We start from the raw sequence: 16,839 nt of genomic DNA, 5'->3' as shown, positions 1-16,839 counted from the left end.
AGAATACTTTACACACCGCCTCAGCGCCTTCGAACAGGGGGGCCCTTAATCCTCCGTTCACTCCCTCGCAGTATTGCTGAGCTGCACAAACGGATCCAGCGACGCCGGGTTCTGGAGGGCGTCGCGGCTCACGGCCCGCTCCGGCGGGGTGCCGGCGAGGATCTTCTTCACCGGGACCTCCAGCTTCTTGCCGTTCAAGGTGCGCGGGACCTCGTCGACGACGATGAAGCGGTTCGGCACGTGGCGCGGCGAGAGCTCGGTGCGCAGCGCGGCCTTCAGCTCGCGGATGACGTCCTTCAGCTCCACCCCCTCGGCGAGGACCAGGAAGCACAGGAGTTCGCCGTCGGTTTCGCCCGCGCCGGAGGTGTCGATCACCAGGGAGTCGGCGATCTGCTCGAAGCCCTCCACCACGCGGTAGAACTCCGCGGTGCCCATCCGGACGCCACCGCGGTTGAGGGTCGAATCACTCCGGCCGTAGATCACCAGCGAGCCCCGGTCGGTCATCCGGACCCAGTCACCGTGCCGCCACACGCCCGGGAACGTGTCGAAGTAGGACTCGCGCAGCCGACTCCCGTCCGGGTCGTTCCAGAAGAACACCGGCATCGTCGGCATCGGCTTGGTCAGCACCAGCTCGCCGACCTCCTCGTGCAGCTCCTCGCCGAACTCGTCGTAGGAGGCCGCCGCAGCGCCCAGCAGCGGGCAGGAGATCTCACCCAGCCACACCGGGACGTCCGGGCTCGCACCGACGAACGCCGTGCACAGGTCCGTGCCGCCGGAGACGCTGGCGATCTGCACATCCGCTCCCACCGCGTCGGCGACCCAGCGGAAACCGTCGGTGGTCAGCGGAGCCCCGGTCGAGCCGACCGCGCGCAGCGCCGAGAGGTCGAAGGCGTCCTTGGGGCGCAGCTCGCGCTTCAGGCAGCTCTGGATGTACGGGGCCGACGTGCCGAAGAAGTTCACCCGGCACCGGGCCGCCAGCTCCCACAGCGCCGACAGCGACGGATAGCCCGGGCTGCCGTCGAAGAGCACCAGCGTCGTCCCGGTCAGCAGGCCGCCGATCAGGAAGTTCCACATCATCCAGCCGGTGGTGGTGAACCAGAAGAACCGGTCCCCCGGGCCCAGGTCGCAGTGCAGGCCGATGGCCTTGAGGTGTTCCAGCACCATCCCGCCGTGCCCGTGCACGATGCCCTTCGGCAGACCCGTCGTGCCCGACGAGTACAAGATCCACAGCGGGTGGTCGAACGGCACCGGCGTGAACTCCAGAGCCGCGCCCCGGTGGTCGGCCAGCAGCTCCGACCAGTCCAGCGCGCCCGGCAGCCGGTGCTCCTCGCCGAGGTAGTCGATCAGGACCGTCGCGGCAAGGCCGGGCATCTCCGCGCGCAGCTGGTCGACGGTCTCGCGGACGTCGAAGCGGCGACCGCCGTAGCAGTAGCCGTCGACGGCGATGAGGACCTTCGGCTCGATCTGCACGAACCGGTCGGCCACGGCGCGGGCGCCGAAGTCCGGCGAGCACGACGACCAGGTCGCCCCCAGGCTCGCGCTGGCCAGGAACGCCACGAGCGTCTCCGGGCTGTTCGGCGCCAGCGCGGCGACCCGGTCGCCCGCACCGACGCCCAGCTCGGCCAGCGCCGAGCGGGTCGCGGCGACCCGGTTGCGCAGCTCGCCGAAGCTGATCTCCTCGCTGCGGCCGTCCTCGCGCACGAAGACCACCGCGAGGTCCTCATCGCCCTTGCCCTCGCCGTCGCGGAGAGCGTGCTCGGCGTAGTTCAGCGTCGCACCCGGGAACCAGCGGGCACCGGGCATGACCTCCTCGGCCAGCACCTCGTCGGCGCGCTCGTGGAAGGTGACGTCGAAGAACTCCGCGATCGCCGACCAGAAGCCGGGCAGGTCGGCCACCGACCACTCCCACAGGGCGCGGTAGTCCGACACGTCGAGTCCGCGCTCATCGCGCAGCCAAGCGCGGAAGGCGGCCATGCGGCTGGCGGCCACCCGTTCCGGACTCGGTTCCCACAACAGCTCCGGTGCGGTCGTCATGGGCTACTTCCTAACCCACCGGAGGCCCTCCCTGCCAGGGCGAACATCACCCCGGCACGCCGCTTCAGCGAAGGTGCAGGTCGAACCAGTTGCGCGCGCGGCGCAGCGCCTCAGCGGCGGCGTCCTCGTCGAGGTCGAAGCGGTGGCCCGCGCCCGGGTAGCGGACGACGTCGGTGACGACCTCGGCGGCGTCGGTGATCTCGCGGAGCTTGTCGACCTCACCGGCCTCGACGTCGTCGCCGTAGAGACCCAGCCACGGGCACGCCAGCTCACCGGCGACGTCCACCAGCGGCGGCAGCTCCGCCGACAGCGGTTCGAGGATGCCGCTGCCGCCGACGCTCACAGCGGCGCCGAGCGAACGGTTGGACGCGACCACGAGAGCCGCCGAACCACCGATGTCGAAGCCCACGATCCCCTGCCGGTCGGCAGGAACGCCCTGGTCGGACAGCCAGAGGAACGCGGCGTCGGAGTCGGCCAGGATCGACTCGCCCGAGAGCTTGCGCACCTGCTCCTGCTCGCACTGGTCCTCGGCGAGCTCGTCGGTGCCTTCGCGGTGGTACAGGTGCGGGGCCACCGTGAGCCAACCCTCCTGGGCCAGGAGGCTGCAGAGCTTGCGCACCCGCTCCGTGATTCCGCGCGCCTCGTGGAGGAAGACGAGGCCCCCGCGCACCACGTTGTCGGGCTCGGCGACGGTCAGCCGCAGGCCCGTTCCGTCGGTGAGCGCGATCGTCTCGGTACGGGTTTGGATCATGTCCGGCAGGTAACCACAGGTAGGTAAACATCGAGCAACACGGTCATCCATACGGACCAACACTCGTTCGAAGAGCACCTCATCGTGATCGGGGTTCAACTGTCCACTTCACGGAGGCGGGAAGCGGACAGTGGTGGTGTGGGGGCGGGGGACGTCGTACTAACGTTTTGGTTGACGGAGCGAGGTAGGAGATGTCGATGAGCGTGCGCACCCGTGCCGACCTGGAGCAGTTGCCGCCCTACGTGGCGGGCCGGACCGTTCCCGGTTCGATCAAGCTGGCCAGCAACGAGGTCTCCGAGGGACCGCTGCCCAGTGCGGTGACCGCGATCAACCAGGCCGCGACCGAGGTCCACCGCTACCCCGACATGGGGGTGAGCGCGCTGACCGAGGCGCTGGCCGCGCACTACGACGTCGCGCCGGAGCAGATCGCGGTCGGCTGCGGCTCAGTCGCGCTGTGCGAGCAGCTGGTGCAGGCGACCTGCACCGCCGAGGACGAGGTCATCTTCCCGTGGCGGTCGTTCGAGGCGTACCCGATCATCACGCAGGTCGTCGGGGCCCGGCAGGTGAAGGTGCCGCTGACCGGTGAGCACGCCCTGGACCTCGAAGCGATGCTGGCGGCGGTCACCCCGACGACGCGGCTGATGTTCGTGTGCACGCCGAACAACCCGACCGGCACCCTGGTGCGCGAGGCCGAGCTGAACGCCTTCCTCGACCGCGTGCCGGGCGACGTCCTGGTGGTGCTCGACGAGGCGTACTTCGAGTTCGTCGACGACCCGGAAGCGCCCGACGGCGTGGAGATCACCCGGGTTCGCGACAACGTCGTGTCGATGCGGACCTTCTCGAAGGCCTACGGCCTGGCCGGGCTGCGCGCCGGCTACGCGATCGCGCCGGTGAAGGTCGCCGAGGCGCTGCGCAAGGTCACGATCCCCTTCAGCGTCAACGCTCTCGCCCAGTCCGCCGCGATCGCTTCCCTGCAAGCACAGGAGGAGCTCCGCAGGCGCTGCGCCGACGTGATCGCCGAGCGCGGCCGGGTGCACCGCGAGCTGGTCGCGATGGGCTACGAGGTCCCGGAGACGCAGGCCAACTTCGTGTGGTTGCCGCTCGGTGAGCGCACCACCGCGTTCAACGAGCACTGCCTGGAGAACCGGGTCGTGGTGCGGGCTTTCGTCGGCGAAGGTGCCCGGGTGACCATCGGCCAGGCGCACGAGAACGACGCGTTCCTGGCCGCCGCCAAGTCCTTCGGCGGCTGACTCGGAACGGGTCTCCCGCGCGGGAGAATGGAGCAACGGTGGTGGCCGGCGAAGAGAGGGGGAGTACTTCGCCGACCACCACCGATGCGGATGCGGTCGCTTGAGCCGAAACGACCGCACTTTCTACGCGTAGCGATCTACGCAGCACCGGAATGTAGTGGCGGGCCGGGCCAGCCGCTACAAAAGCGGCAGGGGTCCACCCGTTCAGGTGGTCGGCCCATCCATCCGAGTGGACTTCAGCCGGTCACCGCGTGGTGGCCCTGCACCGCGACCGGCGCCGGGGCCTCGGGCAGCGACTCCTCGCCGGGCGAGACCTCGTGCGGCGGCTGCATGGCCGGCGGCTCGGTGGGCTCTTCGGTCGGCGGCTCCTCCGCCGGGGGCTCGCTCGGGCCCTCCACGATCGGAGCGTTCGCCCCGCACACCACGTTCTGCGGCGACGCGACCGGCACGACCGCGCCGAGGATGGCGATGTTGTTGCCGCACAGCTGGATCGGCAGCACGCTCATGTTGTTGTCGTTGCCGACGTTGACACCGTCGTTGTCGGTGCTGTCGGCGAACGCCTGGGTGCCGCCGATGACCATGCTCGCGGTGCCCATGGCCAGCGCGCCCGCCAAGTAAGCAGTCTTGCGCATAGATCGCTTCCTCTTCCTTTTCCGGTGGGGAATTCCACCCGCGGCGAAGTCACCGCAGGTGGACGAGCGTGCCCAGTGGCAGCGTTGCCAGCAGGCGCAGCGCGTCGTCGGGGACGCGGACGCAACCGTCGCTGCTGGCCTGGCCGAAGACCGAGGGGTCGGGCCAGCCGTGCAGCGCGACCGTGCCCGGCCCGCCTCCGTACGTGCTGAAGGTGTTGGAGTGGATGCCGAGCGGCAGGATGATCGGGCTGAACTTGGTGACCGTTTCCTCGATCGCGGCCATGATGTAGGTCCGGCCGCGCGGCGTCGGAGCATCCGCCGCCCCGACGCCGACCACCCACTCCCCGATGACCGCGCCGTCCCGACGCACCGTCAGCCGCCGCGCGTCGATCTCGACGTCGACCACGTAGGGCGTGCGGGCGCGTTCGACCTGGTCGTCCTCCAGCACCCAGCCGGTGGCGCCGTTGGGCCGGGAGGGCAGCAGGACCTGCGCCCACCGGCCGCGTTCGGCGATCACCGGCACCCACGTGGGGTTGTTCAGCTGCTTGGCGGGCAGTTTCGCGATCACCGGCCCACCGGGCGACTGGTGCACGGCCACGTCGGCCTGCACCCGCAGCACGACCCCCTCCGTCAGCCCACCTGGGGCGGGATCGGTTGGGGCGGTGGGGAATTCGGTGAACGTGGTGGCGTCGGCCTGCATGCCCAGGTCGGCCCTGGCCATGGCGTAGGGAGGTCGCTCGACCGGCGCACTGCCCTCCGCCGCGCAACCGGTCAGCGCGAGGCATGCCAAGCCCAGCGAGGCGGCCGTCAACGACCGCGCCACGCGTGCGGTGCGTCCGGCTGTGCGACGTAGGCTCATCATCGGCTCCTGGCCCGTTGGCGCTGCGGTCCTCCGGGTCGAAACGCCTTGGGGCGCCCGGAGGTGGTCAGCTGATCGGAGAGATCACATGCCGACGGGAAGGTATCCGGGTGTTCCAGCACCACCGCACCGGGCCACGCAGCGGCGGCGAGGGAAATTCAGCCTCTGATCAGCTAAAACAGGCTTTCCGACGCACCACCGGGGCCTCGTTACCGAGCAGTGATCACCTGATGGTGTGGCTCTTTTACCTCGTTCGAGCGACAGCTTCTAGTCGAGAGCGCGGCGCAGGAAGAACTTGATCCCCAGCGCGCCGAACAAGGCCGTCGCGAACAGCAGCGCCAGCACGCACACCCACGGAGCCATGTGCGGGATCCCCGGCAGCAGGGCGCCGCGCATGCCCTCGCTGACGTAGGTCAGCGGGTTGATCGCGCACAGCACCTGGAACCAGCGCAGGTGCTCCAGCTGCGCCCACGGGAACTGGGTCGCGCCGGTGAACATCAGCGGCGCCAGGATCACCGCGAACATGATGTTGATGCGCCTCGGCGGCACCGCCGCACCCACCGTCAGCCCGACCGCCGCGCCCGCCGCCGACCCCAGGACCATGCACAGCAGCGCGAACGGCAGACCGCCCAGTTCCCAGTCGATCCGGCCGAGCATCCACACGCCCATCGGCACCATCAGCACCGCCGCGAACAGCCCGCGCAGCGCGCCGAAGAGCATCTTCTCCACGGCCACCCAGCTGATCGGCAGCGGCGCGAGCAGCCGGTCCTCGATCTCCCGTGAGTACGAGAAGTCCAGGACCAGCGGGAACGAGGTGTTCTGCAGCGCCACCAGGAACGCGTTGAGCGCGATCATGCCGGGCAGCAGCACCTGCGCGTAGCCGGGCTGGGTGTAGCCGAGCTCGCCGAGGACCTTGCCGAAGATGAACAGCAGCGCCACGGGCTGCACCAGCACCTGCGCGAGGAAGCTCGGCAGCTCCCGGCCGGTGACGAAGACGTCCCGCCCGAGCACGGCGAGGAAAGCGCGGGCCGAACTCATCGCAACTCCCGTCCGGTCAGGTCGATGAAGACGTCCTCCAGCGTCGCCGAGCCCAGCGACAGGTCGCTGACCGGAATCCGCTGCTCGTGCAGGGTCTGCGCGATCGGTCCGAGCAGCGCGGCGGGCTCGGCCCCGACGTAGAGCCGGAGCCGCAGCTCAGCGGCGTCGTCGGCGCTGATCCGCTCGACGCGGTTCACGCCGCGGACCTCGGCGAGCAGGTCGGCGATCTTGTCCGGGTGGTGGCCGTCGGTCAGCACCGTGGCGTCGAGGGTTCCGCTGCCGGGCAGCGAGCGGATCAGGGCTTCCGGGGTGTCCAGGGTCAGCAGCGTGCCGTGGTCGACGACCCCGACGCGGTCGGAGAGCTTCTCGGCCTCGTCCATGTCGTGCGTGGTCAGCACCACCGTGACGCCCTGGTCGCGCAGGTCGTTGATCCGGTCGTGGACGAACAACCGGGCCTGCGGGTCCAGCCCGGTGGAGGGTTCGTCGAGGAACAGCACCTCGGGCTCGTGGATCAGCGCTCGGGCGATCATCAGCCGCTGCGCCTGCCCACCGGAGAGGTCGTCGACGCGGGCCTTGGCCTTGTCGGTCAGCCCCATCCGGTCCAGCAGCTCGTCGGCCAGCCGATTCCGTTCGGCGCGCGGAACCCCGTGGTAGGTGGCGTGCCAGATCAGGTTCTGCCGGGAGTTCAGCGAGCGGTCCAGGTTCACCCGCTGCGGCACGACGGCGACCCTGCTGCGCGCGGCCACCGGGTTCGCGGCGACGTCCACCCCCGCGACCACCGCTCGCCCGCTGGTCAGCTGAACCCTGGTGGTGAGGATGCCGACGGTGGTGGTCTTGCCCGCACCGTTGGGCCCGAGCAGTCCGAAGACCTCGCCGGCGCGCACCTGGAAGGACAGCCCGTCGACCGCGTTGGCGCGGCTCTTGGGATAGCGCTTGACCAGCTCGCTGACCTCGACCGCGACCGCCACATCGACCCCCTGTTTCGCACTCGATGCTAGTCGCGACAACCGGACGTCAGGCAATCCATTTTCCACCGGAGGTTTCCGACCTGGACACGCTTCCCCGCAGAGCTCGGTAACCTGACCGGGTGAGTGAGGCGACCGAGCAGCTGACCCCCTGGCTGGGCGACACGGAGATGACGGCCTGGCGCGCCTACATCGTGGGCAGCGCTCTGCTGGAGCATCGGCTCAACCGAGAACTGCAGCTCGCGCACGGCCTGTCCATCGCCGACTACGAGATCCTCGTCTCGCTGTCGGAGGCTCCGGACATGCAGATGCGGATGAGCGAGCTGGCGAACGGCATCGCGCATTCCAAGAGCCGCATGTCCCACCAGATCCGCAGGATGGAGAGCGAGGGCCTGGTCCGCCGCCAGGAGTGCCCGCAGGACGGCCGAGGCGTGCTCGCGGTCCTCACCGAGGAGGGCCTGGCCAAGCTGCGCGAAGCCGCCCCGTCCCACGTCCAGGGCGTCCGCGACCACATGATCGACCTGCTCGACGCCGAGGAGCAGAAAACCCTCGCAGCGGTCTTCAGCCGCCTCACCGACCACCTCCGCAGCCTCGAATGACCCCGGACCGGCTGTAGGCCGACCACCCGGAGTTGGCTACGCTGCGGCGTGGAAGCGTGGCAGAGCGGCCGAATGCACTCGCCTTGAAAGCGAGCGTCGGGAGACCGACCGCGGGTTCGAATCCCGCCGCTTCCGCTCGATTGACCAGCACAAACAGGGCCCGGTGGGGATCTTTCCCACCGGGTCCTGTTGCTGTTCGTCTCAATTCTCGTCTCAGTTGCGGGGTCCGATCCCCGGGTGACGTCCTCGTATCGGCGCATGGCCAGGACGTGTTGGGGAACGTCACGATGCCGAGTCGACTTGTCTGCTCGTGCTCAGAGCCAGTGCCCGCCCGCGACCTGGATGACTTGCCCGGTGATCCACCGCGCTTGGCGCGAGGCCAGGAAAACTGCAGCGTCAGCGATGTCCGCGGGGTCTCCGACCCGGCCCAGCGGGATCGAGGGCTCCACCGCTGCGATCAGGTCCTCGTCCATCCACCCTGTCTGCACCGGCCCCGGTGCGATCGCGTTAACCCGCACCACCGGCCCCAGGTCCAGCGCCGCCCCACGCGTCAGGGACTCCAGCGCGGCCTTCGACGCGCCGTAGGCGACCTGGCCGGGAAAGCCTCGGGCCGCGTCGGTCGAGATGTTGACCACGCACCGCGAGCCCTTGGCCGCATCCTCCGGGAGTCGGCGCGATAGCTCGGCCAGGAGCATAGTCGGGGCGGCGACGTTGACCTGGAACGTGCGTTCCACGCCCTCCTGGCCCAGGGTGGCGAACGCGTCGGATTCCTCGGCGTGCGCGGCGTTGTTGACCAGCATGTCCACCGGCCCGAGCTTCTCCTCGACCTGGTCCAGCAGCAGCCCGGCCGCTCCGGGCAGCACGAAGTCCGCCTCGACGGCGACCGCGCCCGGCAGCGAGGCCACGAACGCCTCCACTTCCTGGCGGGTGGCGTGAGCGTGCTCCAGGGACCCGGTGGTCGCCGTGTCGACGTAGTGCACTGCTACGCGTGCGCCCTGTGCTGCGAACGCCCGTGAGATCGCGGCACCGATGTTCATCGCTCCACCGGTGACCAGCACCGTCTTGCCCTCGAGCCCTGGGTCGATCACGGGCTGCAGTTTAGGAGGGACGGTTCGGCGCAGGCCAATGGTTATCGGGTGCTGATCAAGTCGAGCAGGTGTCGTTGTGGCAGTTGCTCCCTGCCTCGCGAGGTTCGGGGAGCTTGGTGCGGATCGCTGAAATTCGGTGGCTGTTGCCTGCATCATGGGTGGCCATGGAGGTGCGGGAGTTCGACGACCGGAAGGTGTGCAGCAGCGAGGACCACCCCTCGTTCATGGTCGAGCTGTGGTCGTGGGAAGTCGCTGAGGACAATCCGCTTCGCGGGCTCTCGTACAGGACCTGCACGCTGACCGGCTGCGATGTGCTGGAGGCGCTGGCCTGGTGTCGCGAGAACCAGCCGAAGCCGGGTTGTTTCGTGCTCCACGCCGCGAGCTGGACCAATCACGGCTACCTGGAAACGGTGTGGCTCACCGGTGAAGCCCCGCAATCGGCCGGCACCGACCAGCCGAGCGCCACGAGAACCTACGAGGCCCTCCCCACACTTCCGAGGTCTCAGCGAAGGACAAGCGGCTAGGACCTTCTTTCAGCGCTGGCCAACAGGAAAATCGATGGAGGAGCCGATCCGGCATCGTTAAAATCAGCCACGTTCAAGATCCACGCGTTCCCACGACGAGGTGTGCCCGATGACGGTGTCAACAACGGCGGTCGATTCCTGTCGGCTGTCTCCCGCGAACGCCATTCCTTCATCGAACGTAGGGAACACTTCTCGTGGATCTTCCACGCATCTTCACCATTCGCGAAAGTAGTCACCGCCTCCACAACCCGTTTACCCCTGGCAAGCTCGCCGCCCTGGGCCAAGCGCTGCACCTGGCACCCGGGACGCGCGTGCTCGACCTCGCCAGCGGATCCGGCGAGATGCTGTGCACGTGGGCCCGTGATCACCAATTCACCGGAACCGGGGTGGACATCAGCACGGTGTTCACCGAGAACGCCCGCGTCCGCGCCGCCGAACTCGGCGTCGCCGACCAAGTCACCTTCGTCCACGGCGACGCCTCCGGTTACGTCGCGGACGAGCCGGTCGACCTCGCCGCGTGCGTCGGCGCCACCTGGATCGGAGACGGCGTGCCCGGCACCGTCGAGTTGCTGGAACGCAGTCTCCGCCCCGGCGGCCTGATGCTGATCGGTGAGCCGTACTGGCGTCAGGAAGTCCCGGACCAGGAAACCGCAGCAGCCTGCCACGCCGGCAGCAAGGATGACTTCCTCGTCCTGCCTGACCTGATCGAGCAGTTCGGCGACCTCGGATACGACGTGGTGGAAATGGTCCTGGCAGATCAGGACAGCTGGGACCGGTACCAAGCGGCGCAGTGGCTCAACCTCCGCCGCTGGCTCGACGGGAACCCCGATGACGAGCTGGCCGCCGAGGTGCGGGCCGAGCTCGACACCGAACCCTCCCGCTACGTGCGGTACCAGCGCGAGTGCCTCGGCTGGGGAGTCTTCGCACTGATGGGCCGCTGACAGCCCGCTGTCCGGATGTGGCCCGGTCGGGATCTCTCCCGCCGGGCCACGTTGCTGCTCGGGTCAGGTTGGGGTTCGGGAGGTTCTGGTTGGGGTGTTGCGGAGGCCGAGGGTTCGGCGGATCTTGCGTCGTGCTTCGTCGATCGCGATGCGGGCCGGGTTGAAGGCGACGACGAGGACGATGGCGTCGCGCGGGCCGAGGATCGACGCGAACCACTCGTCGATGTCCGTGCGATCGGACGTCGGACGTTGCGTCCACAAACCGGTTTCGGTGTCGTCGTAGGCGTCGGTGATGACCAGCGTGCGGCGGTCCAGCCGGTCGGCTTGGCCGAGGTCGGCGGCGGCGTCCGCCGCGATGCGCTGGACGTGGTCCGGGATCGCCTGGCCCGGGGCGGGCCAGGTGGCGTCGGGCCTGCCGGTGGCCGATGACCACGCGCCGTAGACCAGCGGGTTCCCGGTGCGCATCACCGCGTGCAGGCTGCGCGGTGCGGCCTTGACGATCGACGAGCGCAGCAGCGCCCGCCAGATCGTGCTGGACAGACCCGCGCCCTGGTAGTCCGGGTGCACGCCGGCGGAGTTGGCGTAGAAGCACCTGCGTCCGCCGAACTTCCGGTCGTTGCTGGCCACCCACGCCACCGGCAGACCGGCCGGGTCGAACACGATCACGAGTCCCGACAACTCGTCGAGCTTCTCGTCGGAGAGCCAGTTCTCCCAGAACTGCTCGGTGGTCGCGGTGAACGCCTGCACCGCGACGGACGGGAACGTGGCGCGCAGGTGTTCCCGGGCGGGGGTGGAGAGCTGCGATTTCACGTCCGTCCAGAGCAGACCTGTCAGGCCGCTGCCTGCGGAGACCTTCTTCGCTCCGCGGAGGAGTTCGGGCGGGAAGTCGTTGGTCATGTCCGTCTTTCTGGTCCGGGTGAGCCGCTCGCGGCGGCGTGGTCGGTCTCCGGTCATCGGCTCGGGGGTTCGCGGTCGAGGACCGCGCGCACGGCTGCCGCGAGGCGCTCCCTCACGTCGGCGGGTATCCGCACCGCGCCGTCCGCGTCGACCTGGCGGAGGGGTCGGCGCAGCAGCGCGGTCGGCAGGTCGACCACGCAGGTGGTGATCACCTCGACGCTCGGGCCGTCCTGCCGTCCCCACATCGCCGTGCTCAACCGGCACAGCACCTCGGACACCAGCCTCCGGTCGAGCCCGAGCAGCGAGTCGGCGAGCTCCTCGGGCAGCTCGGGACCGAGGAGCTGCTCCCTGCGCACCGTCATCAGCATCCGAGCCGCGGCCGGACGCCGATCCGCCAACACCGCCGGGGCATCGGCGGCGGCGACCACCGCGTTCATCGCGTCCTCGGGCGTCGGTGACGCGCCGAGAGCTTCATCGATGAGCGCCGCCTGCATGTCCAGGAACTCGGTGGCGGCGCGCAGCCACATCCGTCCGCGCAGCGCCGCCAGCGAGCCGAAGGCGTGGTAGATCGCACCGTTGGGCACACCGCCGGCCGCGGAGAGCCGGCGCACGGTGAGCCGCTCCGGCCCGTCGTCGACGACGAGCCGTTCGGCGACGTCCAGCAGCTGATCGAGGTCGTGTACACGCGGTCGGGGCACGACTCGCACGGTAATGGAGCATGCGCTCCACAACAACCTCGCCCGGCCTGTGATCTCCCCGGCTTCTCACTCCTCGGCGGTTCCCCGGCGCGTCCCGGACCGGCAGCATTCAGGAGTGATCGCGTGGAGGGCTCGGTGAGGATTCGTCGGGATTCGCTGTGGGGTGATCGCGATTTCCGACGCCTGTTGGTGGCGGACGGGCTCAGCCAGATCGGCGCGAGGATCAGCTTCGTCGCGCTTCCACTGCTGGCGCTCGCCGAGCTGAACGCCTCGGCATTCCAGGTGTCGATGCTGGTGGTGCTGGAGACGGCCGCCTTCCTGGTGCTGGGGCTGCCGGTGGGCGCGTGGTGCGACGGTTGGCGCAACCGCCCGGTGCTGCTGATCGCCGACGTGGGCCGAGCGGTGGCGTTGGGATCGCTGCCGGTCGCGGCGGTCTTCGGGGTGCTCACGCTCGGGCACCTGTACGCGGCCGTGGCCATCACCGGGATCTTGACCGTGTTCTTCGACGTCGCGCACCAGACGTACCTGCCTCGGTTGGTGGAGCGCGCGCACCTGGTCGAGGGGAATTCCAAGCTCCAGGCGAACATCTCGATCGCGGAGGTGTCGGGGCCTGCCGCCGGAGGATTGCTCGTCCAGTGGCTGACCGCTCCCCTGGCGATCGTCGCCGACGCCCTGAGCTTCGTGTGGTCGGCGGCGTGGCTGCGCTCGATCAAGCACGCGGAACCTCAGCGGGAGCGGCGCACCGACCGCCGGTTGATCAGCGAGATCCAGGAGGGGCTGCGGTTCGTCTTCGCCCATCGGCTCCTGCGCGCGATCGCGTGCAGCGGGGCCAGCGTCGTGTTCTTCCAGGCCGGGAGCATCGCGATCACGATCACGTTCCTGACCGTCGACATAGGACTGACGCCCGAGAAGGTCGGCGCGCTCACCAGCGTCGGCCCGCTCGGAGCGGTGGCGGCCGCGCTGACCACGGGCGCCATCGCGCGCCGGGTCGGGCAAGCGCGGCTGATGCGGGTGGCGATCGTCGGCATCGGAGCCGGGATGCTGCTGGTGCCGCTGACCGGGCCTGGCCCGCACCTCGCCTGGTTCGCCGTCGGCGGCCTGATCAGCGGGTTCAGCCTCGTCGCGTTGAACATCGTGGAGGTCAGCTTCCGCCAGGCGCTGTGCCCGGACCACCTGATGAGCAGGATGAACGCGACGATCCGGTTCATGTTCCGCGCGACGGCGCCGTTCGGGGCGCTGCTGGGCGGGGTGAGCGCGACCCAGCTGGGGATGCGGCCGACCTTGTGGATCACGGGCGCGGGCGTCCTGCTGTCGTCGGCGTGGCTGCTCAGCTCACCTCTCCGCCATGTCCGCGACCTTCCCCTGGACGAGGACGCCACTGTTCGTCCGTGAGGTCGCCCGCGGGCGGTTCTGGGCCGTTGCGGCCACGGCTCGACCCGGCGGGCCGCGGCCGCTCGGGGGTCACAGCCAGCCGCTGCCCATGCGGGTGAGGTGGTTGTGGAGCTCGGCCGTCCAGTCGACCTGGGGAATCGCCTGGTAGTCGATGTTGAGGACGTTGGTGAGGTCCCGGCCGCTGGAGAGCAGGCCCGCCTTCTTGTCCCCTTCGATGATCACGTCGAGGCCGTCGTGCCCCGCGATGAAGGTGACCTCGAGTTGCTTCAGGCGCGGGTAGTTCGGGGAGCCGTGGAACTCGATCTCCTGGTAGAACGGCAGCGTCTGGCGGGTTCCGCGCAGGTGGCCCGCCTCGCAGTCGACCCGGTGCAGGCGGAAGCCGAGGCGTTCCACCGCCTCCAGCAGGACGTGCTGGGCGGGCAGCGCGCCGACTCCGACCGGGTCGGTGTCGGTGGCGTCGACCGCGCCGCTGATCTCCAGCCTCGTGCGGACCGCGATCTCACCGCCCGGTAGGTGCCTGCCGCCGTAGAACGTGATCGGGGTTTCCATCGGCGCCGCCACCTGGAACGGCAGCTCCAGGACCTGACCCGGCTGCAGGGCCACGCCCTGGCCGACCCGCTGCCGGCCGAAGCCGCGCACCGACTCGACCTCGTCGTCGTTGACCTCGCGTTCCACCCGGGTCACGAACTCGACCGACACACCGTCCAGCTGCTGCGGGACCTCGCCACCGCGCAACCGCACGACCCCGTGGACCTGCCCTCCCGGCTGCACGCCCGGGGTGCGCAGCTCGGTCTCCACTTCTGCGCCGCCGACGCCGACCGCTGCCAGTAACTTCTTGAACATGCCCCCAGTCTTCCGGGCGCACCCGCCGCACGGGCCCGAATCCCCCATTGTTCAGCCACTTCTCAGCGAAACCGCGACGACGGCCGCGCGGGTATAGCGTCGGGGCATGACTCAGATCGATTTCCAGTCCCGTGTCGGCGTGTGGTGGACCAGCGATGCCTGGGGCATCCAGGACGTGCGCTCGCGGGCGAAGGAGATGGAAGGGCTCGGGTACGGGTCGCTGTTCTACGGCGAAGCGTTCGGCAAGGAGTCCTTGACGCAGGCCGGGGCTCTGCTGGGAGCCACCGAGCGGCTGGTGGTGGGCACCGGCATCGCCAACATCCACGCCCGCGACGCCAAGGCCGCCGCGGCCGGTTCGCGGACGCTCAGCGCGCTGCACCCGGGGAGGTTCGTGCTCGGACTCGGCGTCAGCCACGGTCCCCTCGTCGAGGGCAACGCCGGGACCTACGCCAAGCCGCTGGCGACCATGCGCGACTACCTCAAGCGCATGGACGAGCTCTCGGACAAGGTCGAACCCGGTGCTGCCCGACCGGCCCGGCTGCTGGCCGCGCTCGGCCCGAAGATGATCGAGCTGTCCGGCACCGCCGCCGACGGCGCGCACCCGTACCTGATCACCCCGGAGCAGACCGCGAGCACGCGCGAGCTGCTCGGCCCCGACAAGTGGGTCGTCAGCGAGCAGGCGGTCGCCCTGACCACCGACCGCGAGGTCGGGCTGCGCCGCGCCCACGAGCACCTGCACATGTACTCGCAGCTGCCGAACTACCGGAACTCCTGGCTGCGGCAGGGTTTCGACGAGTCCGATCTCGTCGTCGGCGGATCCGACAAGCTCGCCGAGCACCTGGTGGCAATCGGCGACGCCAAGGCGATCGCCGAGCACGTGCAGCGCCACCTGGACGCGGGCGCGGATCACGTGGTCATCCAGGTCCTCGGGGACGACCCGTCGGCGGACCCGCTGCCCGCGCTGCGCGAGATCGCACCCGCGCTCGATCTGTGAGCCTCGCGCCAGGGTGACGGGCCAGTGATCTTGCGCCGATAGGGTCGGCACGTGAGTGGAACCGAGCAAGAACACCCCCACGACACCGAGGACCTGGTCCGCCTGGTGCTCCTCACCCGCCAGGAGCTGGGCTGGGACCAGCCGAAGCTCGCCGCGTCGGCCGGAATCACCGAGTCCGACGTGGCGCGCTTCGAGGCGCAGGAGATCGTCCCGGCCAAGCCGCTGGCGCTTCGGTTCCTCGAAGTGATGGGTGTGGTGGTGCAGTCCTGAACCCTCGTCATCGAGGGTTCAGCTTCCCGACGGAGGGCTCGGGGAACGCGGTCTGCCCTGTGCTGCGAGCATGGGGGTCGTGGATGAGACGCAAGACGTGAAGGCCCGGCCCAAGCCCACCGGCGCCGTCGTGTGCGCGCACCTCGGCATCGGGGTCGACGACGAACAGGCGAAGCTCGCCCGCGACCGCCTCAACAAGTCGCTGGCGAACTACAGGGTGGCGTTGCTGGCAGGAGAGCAGGCGGGCGCCGAGGTCGTCGGCGCCTGAGGGCGCATCGGTCAGGGCAGCGGCGAGGACGCTCCGTCCGGCGGAGCTAACTCGTCGCGATGCGCTGCGCCTTGGCGCGTTCCTCCGCTGCCCGCTCCTCGCCGATGAACGGGGCGACGACGCAGAACAGCAGATCGGGCAGCAGTTCGGGCAGCTGCTCGGCCTCACCGCGCTGCACGCGGTTGTAGAGGACTTCGAGGACCGCCCCGACGATGGTCTCGGCGGTGAAGCTCGCCCCGAGCGCGGTCTGCGGGAAGTTCCGCGTCTGCTCCGTGATCACCTCGGTGAGGCTGCGGATGATCTCGCCTCGGCGGCGCAGCGCCTCAGTGCCTGCGGCGAAGACCTCGACGATGCCCAGCACCGCCGCGTCCGGATCCGCCGCGAGCTCGCGCAGCGTGCTCTCCAACGCCTCGCGGGCGCTGGAGACGTAGTCCTCGTGCGCCGAGTAGGCGTTGTGCACGGCCGCGACCAGGCGCTCGGCGACGTCGTCGAGCGCGGCGAGGAACGCGGCCTGCTTGTTGGCGAAGTGCTGGTAGAAGGTCTTGCGCGAGACGCCGGCTCCGCTGACGAAGTCCTCGACCGTCGCGTCCGCGTAGCCGCGCCGACCGACGGCGGTCACCACGGCGCCGAGGATGCGCCCGCGCTGGTCTTCGGCCACCTGATCCGCCGGGATTCCGTGCCGCCCAGGCGGCAGCTTCCGCTGATCGCGGGGAACCCTGGCGCCCAACTGCCTGCTACCTCGCTCGTGGTCGATGAATCGGCTAAGCAAGATCTTCAAATCAAGCTTACCGGCCCG

At 69.6% G+C, this 16,839-nt stretch carries 19 protein-coding genes and 1 tRNA gene; 9 read left to right on the top strand and 11 right to left on the bottom strand.

Annotation, left to right across the window (positions count from 1 at the left end):
- Positions 1 to 57: 57 nt before the first annotated feature.
- Positions 58 to 2,034: an acetoacetate--CoA ligase gene (locus AB0J78_RS30850; protein ID WP_363795141.1), complete on the bottom strand. Its 1,977-nt coding sequence runs from the start codon at positions 2,032 to 2,034 to the stop codon at positions 58 to 60.
- A 64-nt stretch (positions 2,035 to 2,098) separates the two neighbouring features.
- On the bottom strand, positions 2,099 to 2,785 hold the full coding sequence (locus AB0J78_RS30845) for a dienelactone hydrolase family protein (RefSeq protein WP_363795139.1): 687 nt from the start codon (positions 2,783 to 2,785) through the stop codon (positions 2,099 to 2,101).
- A gap of 197 nt (positions 2,786 to 2,982) precedes the next feature.
- On the opposite strand from AB0J78_RS30845, the gene hisC reads away from it, so the two are divergent.
- Positions 2,983 to 4,035, top strand: a complete 1,053-nt coding sequence (gene hisC / locus AB0J78_RS30840; RefSeq protein ID WP_363795137.1) for a histidinol-phosphate transaminase — start codon at positions 2,983 to 2,985, stop codon at positions 4,033 to 4,035.
- A 236-nt stretch (positions 4,036 to 4,271) separates the two neighbouring features.
- On the opposite strand, the gene AB0J78_RS30835 is transcribed toward hisC, so the two are convergent.
- The 4 genes from AB0J78_RS30835 to AB0J78_RS30820 all read right to left on the bottom strand — a co-directional run bounded on the left by AB0J78_RS30835 (position 4,272) and on the right by AB0J78_RS30820 (position 7,532).
- Complete coding sequence (locus AB0J78_RS30835) at positions 4,272 to 4,667, bottom strand: hypothetical protein (RefSeq protein ID WP_363795135.1); 396 nt, start codon at positions 4,665 to 4,667, stop codon at positions 4,272 to 4,274.
- A gap of 49 nt (positions 4,668 to 4,716) precedes the next feature.
- A complete protein-coding gene (locus AB0J78_RS30830) occupies positions 4,717 to 5,526 on the bottom strand; it encodes a L,D-transpeptidase (RefSeq protein WP_363795133.1) in 810 nt (269 codons plus the stop codon).
- Positions 5,527 to 5,793: 267 nt separating this feature from the next.
- A complete protein-coding gene (locus AB0J78_RS30825; protein WP_363795131.1) occupies positions 5,794 to 6,564 on the bottom strand; it encodes an ABC transporter permease in 771 nt (256 codons plus the stop codon).
- On the bottom strand, positions 6,561 to 7,532 hold the full coding sequence (locus AB0J78_RS30820) for an ABC transporter ATP-binding protein (RefSeq protein ID WP_363795129.1): 972 nt from the start codon (positions 7,530 to 7,532) through the stop codon (positions 6,561 to 6,563). The genes AB0J78_RS30825 and AB0J78_RS30820 overlap by 4 nt, the downstream gene beginning before the upstream one ends.
- Positions 7,533 to 7,699: 167 nt before the next feature.
- Here AB0J78_RS30820 and AB0J78_RS30815 point away from each other — a divergent pair, with 167 nt between their 5' ends.
- Together AB0J78_RS30815 and AB0J78_RS30810 are read left to right on the top strand one after the other, a co-directional pair.
- On the top strand, positions 7,700 to 8,128 hold the full coding sequence (locus AB0J78_RS30815) for a MarR family transcriptional regulator (protein ID WP_363795299.1): 429 nt from the start codon (positions 7,700 to 7,702) through the stop codon (positions 8,126 to 8,128).
- Between the two features lie 50 nt (positions 8,129 to 8,178).
- A tRNA-Ser gene (locus tag AB0J78_RS30810) sits at positions 8,179 to 8,263 on the top strand.
- Between the two features lie 179 nt (positions 8,264 to 8,442).
- On the opposite strand, the gene AB0J78_RS30805 is transcribed toward AB0J78_RS30810, so the two are convergent.
- Entirely contained in the window at positions 8,443 to 9,216 is a 774-nt protein-coding gene (locus tag AB0J78_RS30805) for an SDR family oxidoreductase (protein ID WP_363795127.1), read from the bottom strand.
- A gap of 116 nt (positions 9,217 to 9,332) precedes the next feature.
- Here AB0J78_RS30805 and AB0J78_RS30800 point away from each other — a divergent pair, with 116 nt between their 5' ends.
- Both AB0J78_RS30800 and AB0J78_RS30795 read left to right on the top strand, forming a co-directional pair.
- Entirely contained in the window at positions 9,333 to 9,740 is a 408-nt protein-coding gene (locus AB0J78_RS30800) for a hypothetical protein (RefSeq protein ID WP_363795125.1), read from the top strand.
- Positions 9,741 to 9,934: 194 nt separating this feature from the next.
- Complete coding sequence (locus AB0J78_RS30795; protein WP_363795123.1) at positions 9,935 to 10,681, top strand: class I SAM-dependent methyltransferase; 747 nt, start codon at positions 9,935 to 9,937, stop codon at positions 10,679 to 10,681.
- 63 nt (positions 10,682 to 10,744) lie between these two features.
- Here the strand turns inward: AB0J78_RS30795 and AB0J78_RS30790 are convergent, their stop codons facing one another.
- Positions 10,745 to 11,578, bottom strand: coding sequence for a hypothetical protein (locus tag AB0J78_RS30790; protein WP_363795121.1), 834 nt, complete (start codon positions 11,576 to 11,578; stop codon positions 10,745 to 10,747).
- A gap of 53 nt (positions 11,579 to 11,631) precedes the next feature.
- Positions 11,632 to 12,276, bottom strand: coding sequence for a helix-turn-helix domain-containing protein (locus tag AB0J78_RS30785; RefSeq protein ID WP_363795119.1), 645 nt, complete (start codon positions 12,274 to 12,276; stop codon positions 11,632 to 11,634).
- 135 nt (positions 12,277 to 12,411) lie between these two features.
- Here AB0J78_RS30785 and AB0J78_RS30780 point away from each other — a divergent pair, with 135 nt between their 5' ends.
- Positions 12,412 to 13,668, top strand: coding sequence for an MFS transporter (locus AB0J78_RS30780; RefSeq protein WP_363795117.1), 1,257 nt, complete (start codon positions 12,412 to 12,414; stop codon positions 13,666 to 13,668).
- 69 nt (positions 13,669 to 13,737) lie between these two features.
- Here AB0J78_RS30780 and AB0J78_RS30775 read toward each other — a convergent pair whose 3' ends face one another.
- A complete protein-coding gene (locus AB0J78_RS30775) occupies positions 13,738 to 14,511 on the bottom strand; it encodes a sporulation protein (protein ID WP_363795115.1) in 774 nt (257 codons plus the stop codon).
- Between the two features lie 106 nt (positions 14,512 to 14,617).
- Here AB0J78_RS30775 and AB0J78_RS30770 point away from each other — a divergent pair, with 106 nt between their 5' ends.
- The 3 genes from AB0J78_RS30770 (at position 14,618) to AB0J78_RS30760 (ending at position 16,043) form a co-directional block, all read left to right on the top strand.
- On the top strand, positions 14,618 to 15,505 hold the full coding sequence (locus AB0J78_RS30770) for a TIGR03620 family F420-dependent LLM class oxidoreductase (RefSeq protein WP_363795113.1): 888 nt from the start codon (positions 14,618 to 14,620) through the stop codon (positions 15,503 to 15,505).
- 51 nt (positions 15,506 to 15,556) lie between these two features.
- Positions 15,557 to 15,775, top strand: a complete 219-nt coding sequence (locus tag AB0J78_RS30765) for a helix-turn-helix transcriptional regulator (protein WP_363795111.1) — start codon at positions 15,557 to 15,559, stop codon at positions 15,773 to 15,775.
- Positions 15,776 to 15,854: 79 nt separating this feature from the next.
- A complete protein-coding gene (locus AB0J78_RS30760) occupies positions 15,855 to 16,043 on the top strand; it encodes a hypothetical protein (RefSeq protein ID WP_363795109.1) in 189 nt (62 codons plus the stop codon).
- Between the two features lie 46 nt (positions 16,044 to 16,089).
- Here AB0J78_RS30760 and AB0J78_RS30755 read toward each other — a convergent pair whose 3' ends face one another.
- Complete coding sequence (locus AB0J78_RS30755; protein ID WP_363795107.1) at positions 16,090 to 16,770, bottom strand: TetR/AcrR family transcriptional regulator; 681 nt, start codon at positions 16,768 to 16,770, stop codon at positions 16,090 to 16,092.
- Between the last annotated feature and the right edge of the window lie 69 nt (positions 16,771 to 16,839).

This window comes from Saccharopolyspora sp. NPDC049426, from assembly GCF_040676935.1.
GTDB lineage: Bacteria > Actinomycetota > Actinomycetes > Mycobacteriales > Pseudonocardiaceae > Saccharopolyspora.
Note: the sequence above shows the minus strand (reverse complement) of the source record. Positions and strands in the feature narration are given on the sequence as shown.

Bases quoted from the DNA above. Each gene is read 5' to 3' on its own strand.
- AB0J78_RS30770 (WP_363795113.1), top strand. From the start codon at position 14,618: ATGACTCAGATCGATTTCCAGTCCCGTGTCGGCGTGTGGTGGACCAGC.
- AB0J78_RS30835 (WP_363795135.1), bottom strand. From the start codon at position 4,667: ATGCGCAAGACTGCTTACTTGGCGGGCGCGCTGGCCATGGGCACCGCG.
- hisC (WP_363795137.1), top strand. From the start codon at position 2,983: ATGAGCGTGCGCACCCGTGCCGACCTGGAGCAGTTGCCGCCCTACGTG.
- AB0J78_RS30850 (WP_363795141.1), bottom strand. From the start codon at position 2,034: ATGACGACCGCACCGGAGCTGTTGTGGGAACCGAGTCCGGAACGGGTG.
- AB0J78_RS30790 (WP_363795121.1), bottom strand. From the start codon at position 11,578: ATGACCAACGACTTCCCGCCCGAACTCCTCCGCGGAGCGAAGAAGGTC.
- AB0J78_RS30830 (WP_363795133.1), bottom strand. From the start codon at position 5,526: ATGAGCCTACGTCGCACAGCCGGACGCACCGCACGCGTGGCGCGGTCG.
- AB0J78_RS30775 (WP_363795115.1), bottom strand. From the start codon at position 14,511: ATGTTCAAGAAGTTACTGGCAGCGGTCGGCGTCGGCGGCGCAGAAGTG.
- AB0J78_RS30815 (WP_363795299.1), top strand. From the start codon at position 7,700: ATGACGGCCTGGCGCGCCTACATCGTGGGCAGCGCTCTGCTGGAGCAT.
- AB0J78_RS30845 (WP_363795139.1), bottom strand. From the start codon at position 2,785: ATGATCCAAACCCGTACCGAGACGATCGCGCTCACCGACGGAACGGGC.
- AB0J78_RS30825 (WP_363795131.1), bottom strand. From the start codon at position 6,564: ATGAGTTCGGCCCGCGCTTTCCTCGCCGTGCTCGGGCGGGACGTCTTC.